This window comes from Streptomyces termitum (assembly GCF_014650175.1).
Taxonomy (GTDB): Bacteria; Actinomycetota; Actinomycetes; order Streptomycetales; family Streptomycetaceae; genus Streptomyces; species Streptomyces termitum.
On sequence record NZ_BMUL01000019.1, the window covers coordinates 79170 to 92459 of the forward strand.

Below are 13290 nucleotides of genomic sequence, written 5' to 3' on the forward strand. Positions count from 1 at the left end.
CCTGCGGCCTGGGGCCCTATCGGGGGGATCTCGTGGAGACGTACTGGCGCTGGGAGCAGGACCCGGTGGCGATGGTCGGCCAGGGCCGCCAGGTCCCCGCCTCCCTGGAGTCCCGTACCGAGGGGATGGCGCACCAACTGCGGGGGGCCAACATCCGGTTCACGGTCTACGACCTGGCCGGGGGCGGGCCGGTGCCCGCCGGGGTGAGCACGCTGCTGCCCGACGACGCCGTCCGCACCGCCGAGTTCGCCGTCCTGATCGGCGGCGGGGCGCGCGGGCGCGGCCTCGGGACGGCGGCGGCGCGGCTCACGCTCGACTACGCGTTCCACGTGGCGGCGCTGCGGATGGTGTGGCTGAGGGTGCTCGCGCCGCACGCGGCGGCCGTGACGGCGTACGAGCGGGCCGGCTTCCGGCACGCCGGGAGGCTGCGGGAAGCCGGCTACTGGTTCGGGGAGGTGTGCGACGAACTGCTGATGGACGCGACGGCGTCCGGGTTCGCCGGGCCCTCGGGAGTGAGCGGAGCCTAGGCCGCGTCCTCGCTCGCGCGGTTGGCGTCCAGGCGGCCCTTGGCGCGGTCCACCTTCTCGACGATCTCGGCGCTCAGGGCGTCGCGCTGCTTGCGCAGCAGCACGAAGCTGAGGGGGGCCGAGACCACGATGGAGAGGACGAGGACCCACAGGAGGTTGGAGTCGCCGAGGCCGCGCGGGAGCGCGCCGACGTAGACGAGGCCCCAGAGGGCGAAGAAGCATCCGGCGAAGATGCCGAGCCGCATCAGCGAGTAGCGGAGCATGACCCACTCTTCCGTTCCGACGTTCCGAACCTTCTCAAACGGGACGAGAGCCCCGTCCAGTGAAACACGCGACGGCCGCCCCGCCTTGAGCACCCCCAGAGGTAATAGATAAAATAGAAGAATGACCCTTACCTTCGAGGTCGACCCGGCGGTCGACCGGTCCCTGACCGACGGCGTGCTCGCCCTCTGGGCCGACGTCTCCAACGCCGGCGGCGCCGTCGGCTTCGTCCCGCCCGTCACCCCCGACGCCATCCGCCCCGCCCTGCTCCGGCACCTCACCGGCATGGTCCAGGGCACCCACCGCCTCCTCGTCGGCCGCGACGAGGAGGGTGAGGTCGCCGCCACCGCCTTCTACGCCTTCAACGACCACCCCCTGATGACCCACTGGGTGTGGCTCTACACGGTGATGGTGCACCCCAAGCACCAGGGCCGGGGGTACGGCCGCGACCTCATGGCCGCCGTCGAGCACACCGCCCGCACCGCCCCCGGCTTCGGGGAGATCGAGGCCATCCGCCTCGGCGTCCGGGGCGGCACCGGCGTCGACGCCTTCTACGCGAAGGCCGGGTACAAGGAGGTCGGCCGCATCCCCGACGCCCTCCGCGTCGCCCCCGGCGACGACCGCGACGAGATCCTCATGCTGCTGCCCCTGCGCTGACCCCGCACCGGGACGCGCGCAGGGCCCGGCGGGGGTCTCCCGCCGGGCCCTGCGGCCGTACGACAAGGCGCGCGTCAGACGCGCATCGCCTGGGGCGACTCGCGGCGCTCCGGGTCCGGACCCGGGTACTCGCGGATGATCTCGTACCGGGTGTTCCGCTCGACCGGCCGGAAGCCCGCGTCCCGGATCAGCTCCAGCAGGTCGTCACGGGTCAGCTTGTTCGGCGTCCCGTAGTTGTCGGCGTCGTGCGTGATCTTGTACTCGACCACCGAGCCGTCCATGTCGTCGGCGCCGTGCTGGAGCGCGAGCTGGGCGGTCTGCACGCCGTGCATGACCCAGAAGACCTTGACGTGCGGCACGTTGTCGAAGAGGAGCCGGGAGACCGCGAAGGTCTTCAGGGCCTCGGCGCCGGTCGCCATCGTGGTGCGGGCCTGGAGCTTGTTGCGGACCTTGCCGTCCTTCACGTCCACGAAGTCGTGCTGGTAGCGCAGCGGGATGAAGACCTGGAAGCCGTTCGTCTCGTCCTGGAGCTCCCGCAGCCGCAGCACGTGGTCCACGCGGTGGCGCGGCTCCTCGATGTGCCCGTACAGCATCGTCGCGGGGGTCTTCAGCCCCTTCTCGTGGGCGAGCCGGTGGATCCGGGACCAGTCCTCCCAGTGGGTGCGGTGGTCCACGATGTGCTGCCGGACCTCCCAGTCGAAGATCTCGGCGCCGCCGCCGGTCAGCGACTCCAGGCCCGCCTCGATCAGCTCGTCGAGGATGTCGGAGGCCGACAGCCCGGAGATCGTCTCGAAGTGGTGGATCTCGGTGGCGGTGAACGCCTTGAGCGAGACGTTCGGCAGCGCCTTCTTCAGCTCGCTCAGCGACCGGGGGTAGTACCGCCACGGCAGGTTGGGGTGCAGGCCGTTGACGATGTGCAGCTCGGTGAGGTTCTCGCCCTCCATCGCCTTGGCGAGGCGGACGGCCTCCTCGATGCGCATCGTGTACGCGTCCTTCTCGCCCGGCTTGCGCTGGAACGAGCAGTAGGCGCAGGAGGCGGTGCAGACGTTGGTCATGTTCAGATGCCGGTTGACATTGAAGTGGACCACGTCGCCGTTCTTGCGGGTCCTGACCTCGTGGGCCAGCCCGCCGAGCCAGGCGAGGTCGTCGGAGTCGTAGAGCGCCACGCCGTCCTCGCGGCTCAGCCGCTCACCGGCCAGCACCTTCTGCTCCAGCTCCCGCTTGAGCCCAGCGTCCATCTCCGGCCGCCTCCCATGTATCCGAAATCAGACTTCCCCCACCGTACTCCCCCACCCTCCGGGCGGGGGGACCCCCATTGACGCTTCGCGTCAGCTTTCTTCCGGCAGCTCTCCGACCCGGTTCTCCCACTTGGTGGAGAGCACGATCGTGGTCCGGGTGCGGGAGACGCCCCGGGTGCCGGAGAGACGGCGGATCGTCTTCTCCAGGCCGTCCACGTCACTGGCCCGGACCTTGAGCATGAACGAGTCGTCACCGGCGATGAACCAGCAGTCCTCGATCTCCGCCAGGTCCTTCAGACGGCGGGCCACGTCCTCGTGGTCGGCGGCGTCGGAGAGGGAGATGCCGATGAGGGCGGTCACGCCCAGGCCCAGCGAGGCGGAGTCGACGGTGGCGCGGTAGCCGGTGATGACCCCGGCCGCCTCCAGGCGGTTGATGCGGTCGGTGACGGAGGGGCCGGAGAGCCCGACCAGCCGGCCCAGCTCGGCGTACGAGGCGCGGCCGTTCTCGCGCAGGGCCTGGATGAGCTGCCTGTCCACGGCGTCCATAGGTATACGACCTTCCATTGTCCAGCGATACCGCAAGTTTAGGTGTAGAATCTAAGGCATGCAGGGGAAACACCCTGCGAATCTTTCAGCAGATCAAAGACGATCTTTCAGGAGTGAGAACACCGTGTACACGATCGAGATGGCCTACGCCCGTATGCGCGAGCTGCAGGACCTGGCCAACCGCTCGCGTGCCCACCAGTCCGCCTCCGCCTCCGAGCGGGCCGCCAAGAAGGCCCCCAAGAAGCGCTAACCGGCACGGGGAACCCCCGGAGCTCCTCCTCCGATCTCCCCCCGCCACCGGCGGTACAGCTCGTGCGGCACCCCCGCCGCGTCGAGCGCCCGCCCCGCGACGAAGTCCACCAGATCCTGGATGTGCGTCGCCCCCGCGTAGAACGCCGGAGAGGCGGGCAGCACCACCGCGCCCGCCTCGTCCAGCGCCACCATCTGCTTCAGCGTCTGCCCGCTCAGCGGGGTCTCCCGCACCGCGACCACCAGCGGACGCCGCTCCTTGAGCGTCACGCTCGCCACCCGCTGCAAGAGGTCCTTCGACAGGCCCAGCGCCACTCCCGCCACCGCGGCGGTCGAGGCCGGCACGATCAGCATCCCCTTCGCCGGGTACGACCCCGACGAAGGACCGGCGGCCAGGTCCCCGGCCGCCCAGTACCGCACCCCGCTCACATCCACCCCGGCAAACGCGTCCGGCTTCCCGTCCGCGCCCCGCGCCAGCCACGCCGCCAGGTCGTCGCGCCAGTGCGCGTCCCGGAAGGCGAGACCCGTCTCGTCCAGCAGCGTCAGCCGCGAGGCCCGCGACACCACCAGGTCCACGCTCTCCCCGGCGGCCAGCAGCCCCCGCAGCACCGAAGCGGCGTACGGCGTCCCCGACGCCCCGGAGACCCCCACCACCCAGGGAGTGCGCGTGCCGTCCTCCATGCCGTCCTCCATCTCGCGGAACTACGGGGTCAGCCCGCGGACCAGCAGGTCGAGCAGGGCGCACACGAAGAGGCTGATGCCGATGAAACCGTTCGTCGTGAAGAACGCCCGGTTCAGCCGCGACAGGTCGTGCGGCTTCACGATCGAGTGCTCGTAGCAGAACGCCGCCACCACGATCACCAGACCGATCCAGAAGAACGCGCCCGCGTCCGTCGCCAGCGCGTACCAGACCAGCAGGCCCGTGGTGACGACCGCCGAGGCACGCGCCCCCCACAGCGCCGCCGGAATGCCGAACCGGGCCGGCACCGACATCACGCCGTGCGCCCGGTCCGCCCGCACGTCCTGGCAGGCGAAGATCAGGTCGAAGCCGCCGATCCACACGCCGACCGCCAGACCCAGGATCACCGCGTCCCAGGACCACTCCCCCGTCACCGCCAGCCAGGCGCCGACCGGGCCGATCGCCTGCGCCAGGCCCAGGATCGCGTGCGGGAAGTTCGTGAACCGCTTGCCGTACGGATAGACCACCATCGGCACCACCGCCAGCGGCGCGAGCGCCAGGCAGAGCGGGTTCAGCAGCGCGGCGGCGCCCAGGAAGACCACCACCGCGATGCCCGCCCCGGTCCACGCCGAGCGCACCGACACCGCGCCGGTCACCAGCTCCCGGCCGGCCGTGCGCGGGTTACGCGCGTCGATCTCCCGGTCGATGATCCGGTTGCAGGCCATCGCGAAGGTCCGCAGCCCCACCATGCACACCGTCACCAGGAACAGCGTCCACCAGTGGATCTCCCGGTCCAGCTGGAACATCGCCGTGAGCGCGGCGATGTACGCGAAGGGCAGCGCGAAGACCGAGTGCTCGATCATCACCAGCCGGAGGAAGGCTTTCGTGCGGCCGGGCTGCGCGCCCGGCACCGCGGCCGTGGTCATCAGAGTCCGTATTCCTTCCAGCGGCGGTCCACCAGGGCCGCCGTCGCCGGGTCGGACTCCACCATGTCCGGCCAGCCGCCGTCCCGGGTGTAGCCCTCCTCCGGCAGCTTCTTCGTCGCGTCGATGCCCGCCTTGCCGCCCCAGAACTGCTGGTAGGAGGCGTGGTCCAGATGGTCGACCGGGCCCTCGACGACCGTGAGGTCGCGCGCGTAGTCGGTGTTGCCCAGCGCCCGCCAGGACACCTCGTGCAGGTCGTGCACGTCGCAGTCCTTGTCGACCACGATGATCAGCTTGGTCAGCGACATCATGTGCGCGCCCCAGATGGCGTGCATCACCTTCTGCGCGTGCTTCGGGTACTTCTTGTCGATCGACACGATCGCGCAGTTGTGGAAGCCGCCCGACTCCGGCAGGTGGTAGTCCACGATGTCCGGCACGATGATCTTGAGGAGCGGCAGGAAGAAGCGCTCCGTCGCCCGGCCCAGCGGCCCGTCCTCGGTCGGCGGCCGGCCGACCACGATCGACTGGAGCAGCGGACGCCTGCGCATCGTCACGCAGTCGATCCTCAGCGCGGGGAACGGCTCCTGCGGCGTGTAGAAGCCCGTGTGGTCGCCGAAGGGGCCCTCGGGCAGCATCTCGCCCGGCTCCAGCCAGCCCTCGATCACCACCTCGGCCTGCGCCGGGACCTGGAGCGGGACCGTCTTGCAGTCCACCATCTCGATCCTCTTGCCCTGCACGAAGCCCGCGAAGAGGTACTCGTCGATGTCGCCCGGCAGCGGCGCCGTCGAGGCGTACGTCACGGCCGGCGGGCAGCCGAAGGCGATGGCGACCGGCAGCCGCTCACCGCGCGCGGCGGCGACCGCGTAGTGGTTCCGGCTGTCCTTGTGGATCTGCCAGTGCATGCCGATGGTGCGCCTGTCGTGGCGCTGGAGCCGGTAGAGGCCCAGGTTCCGCACGCCGGTCTCGGGGTGCTTGGTGTGGGTGAGGCCCAGGTTGAAGAAGGAGCCGCCGTCCTTCGGCCAGGTGAAGAGCGCGGGCAGCCGGTCGAGGTCCACGTCGTCACCGGTCAGGACGACCTCCTGGACCGGGGCCGCCTCCTGCTTCACCTTCTTCGGCGGCACGTGGACCATCGAGCCCAGCTTGCCGAATGCCTCCCGGACGCCCACGAAACCGTGCGGCAGCTCGGGCTTGAGCAGACCGCCGATCTTCTCGCCGATCTCCGCGTACGACTTCAGACCCAGCGCCTTGAGCAGGCGCCGGTCCGTGCCGAACACGTTCATCGCGAGGGGCATCGAGGAGCCCTTCACGTTCTCGAAGAGGAGCGCGGGCCCTCCCGCCTTGTTCACCCGGTCGACGATCTCCCCGACCTCCAGGTACGGGTCGACTTCGGCCTTGATGCGCTTGAGGTCGCCTTCACGCTCCAGAGCCCTGAGCAGCGAGCGGAGATCGTCGTAAGCCATACGGGCAAGTATCGGTCACCGGCTAGGCTGGGCATGTCACCGGGGCCGCCTCGACGCGCCCCCGCCACCGCTTCCAGGGGGCTGTCCCACATGCTCAGGGCGCTGATGTTCATCCTGCCGCTGGCGCTGCTGATCTATGCCTTCATCGACTGCCTGAACACCCCCGAGGACGAGGTCAAGCACCTCCCCAAGGTGGTCTGGGTGCTCGTCGTCCTCCTCTTCCCGCTGGTCGGCTCCATCGGCTGGCTCGCCGCAGGCAAGGAGCGCCGCCGCGCCGGGCGGGGCGGCTGGGTCGCCCCCGACGACAACCCCGAGTTCCTGAAGTACCTCTCCGAGGAGAAGCGGAAGCGCGACGGGAACGCCCCCGGGGCCGGGGACTCCCCCCGGGACCAGGACGCCCCCAAGGACGAGGACGTCCTCAAGGACTGGGAGGCCGACCTGCGCCGCCGCGAGGAGGAGCTCAAGCGGCGCGAGGGCGGGGAGGCCCGGGAGGACGGCGAGGAGAAGGGCGCCTGATGGAGCTGCGCCTCCTCGCGACCTTCGAGAAGGTCGCCGAGGTCCTCTCCTTCACCCGCGCCGCCGCCGAACTCGGCTACGCCCAGTCCAGCGTGACCGCCCAGGTCAGAGCCCTGGAGACGTCCCTCGGCGCCGAACTCTTCGACCGGCTCGGCGGCCACATCCGGCTCACCCCCGCCGGTGAGCGGCTGCTGCCCTACGCGCGCCGCATGGCCGAGCTCGCCGGGGAGGCCCGGGAGGCGGTCACCGCCGGGGAGGCGGCCGGGACGATCTCCGTCGCCACCATGGAATCCCTCTCCACCTACCGGCTCCCGCCGCTCCTGGAGTACGTCCACCACCGCCACCCGGGCATCCGGCTCTCGCTGCGCCCCACCCTCGGCGACGCGGCCCGGGAGGCGCTGCGCCGGGGCACCTACGACCTCGGGTTCCTGATGGAGGCCGAGACCTCGTACGAAGGACTGGAGACCGAGGTCCTGGGGCCCGAACCGCTCGTCCTGGTCGCCGCCCCCGGCCACCCGCTCGCCGCCCGCACCGCGCTGACCACGGCCGACCTGGCGGGCACCGCCCTCGTCGGCACCGAGCCGGGCTGCGCCTACCGGGACCTCTTCGAGGCCGAGCTGGCCCCGTGGCGGCCCGGCTTCCTGGAGTTCGGCACCGTCGAGGCGAGCAAGCGGGCCGTCGCGTCCGGGCTCGGGATCGTGCTGCTGCCCCGCGTCGCCGTCCGGGAGGAACTGGCCGCCGGGACCCTTGCGGCCCTCGACTGGGAGCCGCCCTTCACCCTCTTCACCCAGCTCGCGTGGCGACGGGGGAAGCGGCTTCCGGCCCACGTGCGGCTGTTCGTGGAGCAGGCGCGGCGGCTCGCCCGAGAGTGACCCGCAGGCTCGCCAGCACGATCAGCGGCACGCCCAGCGCCTGCACGAGCCCGATGTGGTGCCCGTACACCGCCCAGTCGACCAGCATCGCGACCGCCGGATAGGTGAAGGCCAGGACCGCGATCTTCGCGGTGGGCAGCTCGGCGTACGCCGCGTACATGAGGACGTACATCAGGCCGGTGTGGATCAGGCCCAGACCGGCCAGCCAGCCCCAGCCCGCGCCGAGCCCCGAGACCGCGCCCGGGTCGGCGAAGGGCAGCAGCAGCGGCACCCCCGCCGCCACCTGCACGAGCGCGATCAGGTGCGGCCGCACCCCGGTGATCCTCCGGGTGACGACCGTGGCCAGCGCGTACAGGACGGCGGCGGCCAGCGCGTAGCCGAGGCCGGTCAGCGAGGCCGCGTCGCCCGGCCGGACCCCCGACACCAGCACCAGCCCGGCGAAGGCCACCGCCAGCCAGCCCAGCTTCCCCGCCGGGATCCGCTCCCGCAGGAACAGGGCGCTCAGCAGCACCAGGAAGAACGGCTGCGTGTGGTAGACGACCGTGGCCAGCGAGATCGAGGTCGCCGCGTACGCCTCGAAGAGGAGGACCCAGTTGAAGACGACGAACGCCCCGCCGAGGACCGCCAGGCCGAAGGTCCGGCGGGTGAAGCCGTGCCCGGTGAGGTAGCCCCGCGCCAGGCTGTACAGGCCGAGCGCCGCCGCGCCGAAGAGGCAGCGGAAGAACACCACCTCGAAGGGCGACGCCCCGGACTCCACGACGAAGACGCCGAGGGTGCCCGACAGCACCATGGCGAGGGTCAGTTCGACGGTTCCCCTGGTCTCGTTTCTCATGCCCCCGACGCTACGAACGGGCCCCGGGCCCGGTCCACGCGCCGCCGGGGCGTCCTGCCGATGCCCCCATCGGCGGAACCGATCGGGCCGGTCCGACCGGAAAGAAAACGGGAGCGGAATACCCGCGCGCGACGGGCAGTTGGCACGGGGGCACCCGCCGTCACACGCGCCGCCGCGCGCCCAGCAGACCGGAGCAGACATGACCACCGACACCGGAAGCGGCGCGGACCGCTCCTTCCTCTTCGTCCTCGGCAGCTCCCGCTCCGACGGCAACTCCGAACTCCTCGCCCGCGAGGCCGCCGCCCACCTCCCCGCCGGTGTCCCCCGCCGCTGGGTCGACCTCAACCGGCTCGACCTGCCCGACTTCCAGGACGGCCGGCACGAGGACGGCCACCGGCTCGGCGAGGTCGAGGAGGAGCTGCGGCGGGCCACCGTCGAGGCCACCGACGTCGTCATCGTCTCCCCCCTCTACTGGTACACCCTCTCCGCCCAGACCAAGCGCTACCTCGACCACTGGTCCGGCTGGCTCAACGTGCCGGACTCCGACTTCAAGGAGCGGATGGCCGGCGGCACCCTGTGGGGCGTCACCGCCATGGCCCACGACGAGCACGTCGTCGCCGACGGCCTGACCACCGCCCTCCACCACTCGGCCGCCTACCTGCGGATGCGCTTCGGCGGCGTCCTCACCGGCACCGCCTCCCGCCCCGGCCGCATCCGCGCCGACGAGGCCGCGCTGACCCGCGCCCGGACCTTCTTCCAGCGCGACGCCCCGCTCGCCCTCTTCCCCTACGAGGAGACCGCCGGCCTCGCCGTGTGACCCGGGACCGCAACACCTCCGCAACGAAGCCCGCACACCCCTCCAGTTCCCAACTCGCCCCGGATATTCTTGAGTTGACTGCGACGGGGGTGGCGGGTGGACAGAGAGCTGTACGGCCGCGAAGCGGTGCTGGAACCGGGCGGCCTCGCCGCCCGCCTCATCGGCCTCGGGCCGTACGGCCACGGGCGGGTGCCCTTCGAACACGGCGAGGACCCGCCCGTCACCGTCTTCACCGGCGGCCGCGGCATGGGCAAGACCGTCCTCCTCAAAGAGGTCCGCAACCGCTACCGGGGCTTCACCCCGCTCGCCCTCCTCGACTGCGCCGCCGTCGAGGAACCCGCCGACCACGGGCCCGGCTGGACCCCGCTCACCGGCGCCCTCGCCGAACTCGCCGTCCAGCTCGGACAGCGCGGCGAGGCCGTCCGGCCCGTCCCCTTCCCCCGGCTCTCCCTCGCCCTCGTCGCCGTCGCCTCCGTCGGCTGGACCCGCGAGGACGACGAGCGGGCCCGCCGCGACCTCCAGCGCCTCGGCCCCCTCCTCGCCACCGTCGACGCCGGCCGGGCCGCCGCCGCCTCCTGGGTCGGTAAGGTCCTCGCCAAACTCGCCGGCACCGCCGCCGACGCGGGCGTCCCCTTCGCCGGACTCATCGCCGAGGCCACCGTCGAAACCGTCGTCGAGGAGTTCTTCAGCCGCTTCAAGAAGGCCCCCGAGGACTGGTTCGGCGGCTACCGCACCGCCGGTGGCCGGGGCCGCGCCGGACTCCAGCAGCTCGCCGTCGACTTCGGCCAGGGCGGCCCCCGCCGCGAGGAGGCCGAGTCCTTCCTCGTCCTCACCCTCACCGAGGACCTCCACCGCGCCTACACCGGACTGCGCCGCGGCACCCGCGTCGGCAGGCCCCTCATCCTCCTCGACAACGCCCACGCGCCCGTCGGCCGCGCCCTCGTCGAACCGGTCCTGCGGGCCCGCGCCACCGGCCGCCGCGACCACACCGTCCTCCTCACCGCCTCCCGCGCCCGCGACCACGAGGCCCTGCGCCACGCCACCCGCGCCCGGCTGCCCGAGACCGCCCACCAGGCACCCTGCCCGCGCACCGACCGCGTCGGCTCCGGCCTCCTCGCCGTCGAACTCCCCCCGCTCACCCCCACCCAGACCCGCGCCGCCCTCGACCGCCACGACCCCGCGGGCCGCACCCCCGCCACCCTCTCCCGCGCCGTCCACCGGCTCACCGGCGGCCGGCCCCTCGGCGTCGACCTCCTCGCCCGCGCCGCCGGCGAGGCCCCGCCCGCCGCCCGCGCCACCCTCACCCCCGGCGACCTCCTCGACCTCACCGTCGAACTCCGCGAGGACGCCGCCCCCGTGCCGGTCGCCCCCGCCCTCCTCGCCGCCCTCCTCCCGGTGCCCCGCACCGGCCCCTACACCGTCCTCGCCGCCGCCCACGACGAGGAGTCCGCCCGCCGCCTCGCCCAGGCCCGCCTCCCCGGCGAATCCCTCGACGGCGACGTCGCCCTCCGCGTCCGCGACCTGCTGCGCGCCGAGCACTGGACCGAGCACCCCGGCCACTTCGTCGGCGACCCGCTGCTGCGCGCCCTGCTCCTGCACCGGCTCCGCTTCGAGGACGACGACCACCCCCACCACGCCGCCTGGCGCGCCGTCCACGAGACCCTGCGCCGCCACTACGGCCCCCAGCCCGGCCCGTACCGGCTCCACCACGACCTCGCCCTCGGCACCACCGCCGAGGCCGTCGCCCACCTCCGGCTCACCTTCCCCGAACCCGACGTCCTCGGCTGGCTCGGCCGCCTCCGCTTCATCGCCGCCGCCCCCTACCCCCGCGACAGGGGCCGCACCGGACCCGACCCGCGCCGGGCCGTCGCCCTCGGCCAGACCCCCGCCCCCGACCTCCCCGGCGGCCTCGACCCCGACGCCGCCGAACTGCACCTCTCCCTACGGCGCCTGCTGCACGCCGTATGGCTGCTCACCGATCCGCTCGCGCTGCCCGACGAGGAGGTCGCCGACCGGCTGGCGCACGAACTGCGCCGGCTCTCCGGCCGCCACCTCACCGGCAGCGGTCCGCTGTGGGACGCGGCCGGACAGTGGCCGCGGGACATCCGCGCCTGGCGGGAGCTGTCGCTGCCGCCCGGCCGCGAGGACGGAGACTGACCCATGCTCGACCGGCTGCGCCGCCGCCTCTTCTGGACCCCGCGGCAGAAGTTCCTCACCCTCTTCGTCGCCCTCGCCCTCGTCGCCGGCCTCGGCGGCTACGGCCTGAGCCGCTACCTGGCCCCCGAGGACCGCTCCTGCGCGCCCGGCGTCGCCCGCCCCTCCGGCAGCACCGAGTGCGTCGGCGTCAACGGCACCGGACACGACTTCCGCGTCCCGTCCCTCACCGCCGTCACCGCCGCCATCGGCCGGGAGAACGCCTCCCTCAAGGACGGCGAGTACGCCACCGTCGCCCTGCTGCTGCCGATCACCGCCGCCGACCACGGCACCCAGGTCAAGATCCTCCGCGAACTCCAGGGCGCCCACGCCTACCAGTACCGGGCCAACCACGAGTCCAACAGCGAGACCCCCAAGATCCGGCTCGTCCTCGCCAACACCGGCAACCGCAACGCCCACTGGCGCACCGTCGTCGACCGGCTCACCGCCATGACCGGCGCCCCCGACCGGCTCCGCGCCGTCTCCGGCGTCGCCACCTCCTCCGGCGAGGTCCGCGACGCCGTCACCGCCCTCACCGGCGCCGGGATCGCCGTCGTCGGCACCACCATCACCGCCGACGACCTCGCCAACGGCCCCGGCCGCGACCGCTACCCCGGCCTCGCCCGGGTCTCCCCCACCAACGGCGACGAGGCCGACGCCCTCGCCCACTTCGGCAAGGTCGACGCCGCCCGCGCGATCCTCGTCCAGGACTCCCGCACCGGCGACCACTACATCGACACCCTCCGCTCCGCCTTCGCCGCCTCCCTCAAGGGCGCCCCCTACGAACCGCAGCTCTACACCTCCCCCGCCGACAACACCCAGGAGGGCACCACCGCCAACACCTTCCGCCAGATCACCCACCTGATCTGCGACACCCGCGCCGAGACCGTCTTCTTCGCCGGCCGCCACACCCAGCTCCGCCAGTTCATCAACGCGCTCGGCGCCCGCGGCTGCACCGAACGCTCCTTCACCGTCCTCACCGGCGACGAGGGCTCCTACCTCGGCACCGACGACAAGCTCGACCGCACCGTCCTCGGCAAGCGCCTCACCGTCCGCTACGCCGCCCTCGCCCACCCCGACGCCTGGCAGCCCGCCCCCGGCCGGCCCGTCCCCGCCACCGGCGGCTCCACCGTCGCCTACCGCACCTTCCTCACCGACATCGCCCGCGCCGACCCCAAGCCGGTCCCGCTCCACGACGGGCAGGCGATCGTCGCGTACGACGCCATGGCCACCGCCGTCCACGCCATCCGCCAGGCCACCCCCGCCGACGCCCCCTACCCCGCGCTCGCCGACGTCGGCACCCAGTGGCCGCAGGTCAAGGGCTCCCTGCGGGTCCAGGGCGCCAGCGGCTGGATCTGCCTCGACAACCACGGCAACCCCTACAACAAGGCCGTCCCCATCGTGGAGCTCGCCCCCGACGGCACCCAGCGCTTCGTCCAGATCGCCTGGCCCCGGGGCACACCCCCCGCCACCTCCTGCCTGCCGCCCAAGAAGGACTGACACCGCGTCCGGGAGGGGAC

At 72.6% G+C, this 13290-nt stretch carries 15 protein-coding genes; 8 read left to right on the forward strand and 7 right to left on the reverse strand.

Going from position 1 to position 13290, the window contains the following annotated elements; translation table 11 throughout:
- Positions 1–32 precede the first annotated feature (32 nt).
- Positions 33–527: a GNAT family N-acetyltransferase gene (locus IE219_RS27515; protein ID WP_229850072.1), complete on the forward strand. Its 495-nt coding sequence runs from the start codon at positions 33–35 to the stop codon at positions 525–527.
- Here the strand turns inward: IE219_RS27515 and IE219_RS27520 are convergent.
- A complete protein-coding gene (locus IE219_RS27520) occupies positions 524–790 on the reverse strand; it encodes a DUF4229 domain-containing protein (RefSeq protein ID WP_189982323.1) in 267 nt (88 codons plus the stop codon). The genes IE219_RS27515 and IE219_RS27520 overlap by 4 nt on opposite strands.
- 121 nt (positions 791–911) lie before the next feature.
- Between IE219_RS27520 and IE219_RS27525 the strand changes: the two genes are divergently transcribed.
- On the forward strand, positions 912–1445 hold the full coding sequence (locus IE219_RS27525) for a GNAT family N-acetyltransferase (protein WP_189982325.1): 534 nt from the start codon (positions 912–914) through the stop codon (positions 1443–1445).
- A 74-nt stretch (positions 1446–1519) separates the two neighbouring features.
- Here IE219_RS27525 and mqnE read toward each other — a convergent pair whose 3' ends face one another.
- Positions 1520–2683 carry an aminofutalosine synthase MqnE gene (gene mqnE, locus IE219_RS27530; protein WP_189982327.1) on the reverse strand — a complete coding sequence of 388 codons (1164 nt, stop codon included), beginning with the start codon at positions 2681–2683 and terminating at the stop codon, positions 1520–1522.
- A gap of 90 nt (positions 2684–2773) precedes the next feature.
- Positions 2774–3229 carry an Lrp/AsnC family transcriptional regulator gene (locus IE219_RS27535; protein ID WP_189982328.1) on the reverse strand — a complete coding sequence of 152 codons (456 nt, stop codon included), beginning with the start codon at positions 3227–3229 and terminating at the stop codon, positions 2774–2776.
- A 124-nt stretch (positions 3230–3353) separates the two neighbouring features.
- On the opposite strand from IE219_RS27535, the gene IE219_RS32350 reads away from it, so the two are divergent.
- Positions 3354–3479, forward strand: a complete 126-nt coding sequence (locus IE219_RS32350; protein ID WP_268256866.1) for a hypothetical protein — start codon at positions 3354–3356, stop codon at positions 3477–3479.
- Here the strand turns inward: IE219_RS32350 and IE219_RS27540 are convergent.
- Genes IE219_RS27540 through IE219_RS27550 form a run of 3 tightly spaced genes read right to left on the reverse strand, consistent with a single transcriptional unit; the run spans position 3476 to position 6540 of the window.
- On the reverse strand, positions 3476–4159 hold the full coding sequence (locus IE219_RS27540; protein ID WP_189982330.1) for a UbiX family flavin prenyltransferase: 684 nt from the start codon (positions 4157–4159) through the stop codon (positions 3476–3478). The genes IE219_RS32350 and IE219_RS27540 overlap by 4 nt on opposite strands.
- Before the next feature lie 21 nt (positions 4160–4180).
- On the reverse strand, positions 4181–5083 hold the full coding sequence (gene mqnP, locus IE219_RS27545; RefSeq protein WP_189982333.1) for a menaquinone biosynthesis prenyltransferase MqnP: 903 nt from the start codon (positions 5081–5083) through the stop codon (positions 4181–4183).
- Positions 5083–6540: a menaquinone biosynthesis decarboxylase gene (locus IE219_RS27550; protein ID WP_189982335.1), complete on the reverse strand. Its 1458-nt coding sequence runs from the start codon at positions 6538–6540 to the stop codon at positions 5083–5085. The genes mqnP and IE219_RS27550 overlap by 1 nt, the downstream gene beginning before the upstream one ends.
- Positions 6541–6630: 90 nt before the next feature.
- Here IE219_RS27550 and IE219_RS27555 point away from each other — a divergent pair, with 90 nt between their 5' ends.
- Together IE219_RS27555 and IE219_RS27560 are read left to right on the forward strand one after the other, a co-directional pair.
- Complete coding sequence (locus IE219_RS27555; protein WP_189982337.1) at positions 6631–7056, forward strand: PLDc N-terminal domain-containing protein; 426 nt, start codon at positions 6631–6633, stop codon at positions 7054–7056.
- Positions 7056–7928, forward strand: coding sequence for a LysR family transcriptional regulator (locus IE219_RS27560; RefSeq protein WP_189982338.1), 873 nt, complete (start codon positions 7056–7058; stop codon positions 7926–7928). The genes IE219_RS27555 and IE219_RS27560 overlap by 1 nt, the downstream gene beginning before the upstream one ends.
- On the opposite strand, the gene IE219_RS27565 is transcribed toward IE219_RS27560, so the two are convergent.
- On the reverse strand, positions 7840–8760 hold the full coding sequence (locus IE219_RS27565; RefSeq protein WP_189982340.1) for a DMT family transporter: 921 nt from the start codon (positions 8758–8760) through the stop codon (positions 7840–7842). The genes IE219_RS27560 and IE219_RS27565 overlap by 89 nt on opposite strands.
- Before the next feature lie 199 nt (positions 8761–8959).
- Between IE219_RS27565 and IE219_RS27570 the strand changes: the two genes are divergently transcribed.
- The 3 genes from IE219_RS27570 (at position 8960) to IE219_RS27580 (ending at position 13270) form a co-directional block, all read left to right on the forward strand.
- Positions 8960–9577 (forward strand): flavodoxin family protein, encoded by a 618-nt coding sequence (locus tag IE219_RS27570; RefSeq protein ID WP_189982342.1) that lies wholly within the window; start codon positions 8960–8962, stop codon positions 9575–9577.
- 96 nt (positions 9578–9673) lie between these two features.
- The gene (locus IE219_RS27575) at positions 9674–11734 is read left to right on the forward strand and encodes a hypothetical protein (RefSeq protein WP_189982344.1); all 2061 of its coding nucleotides are present in this window, start codon (positions 9674–9676) and stop codon (positions 11732–11734) included.
- 3 nt (positions 11735–11737) lie between these two features.
- On the forward strand, positions 11738–13270 hold the full coding sequence (locus tag IE219_RS27580; RefSeq protein ID WP_189982346.1) for an ABC transporter substrate-binding protein: 1533 nt from the start codon (positions 11738–11740) through the stop codon (positions 13268–13270).
- Positions 13271–13290 lie beyond the last annotated feature (20 nt).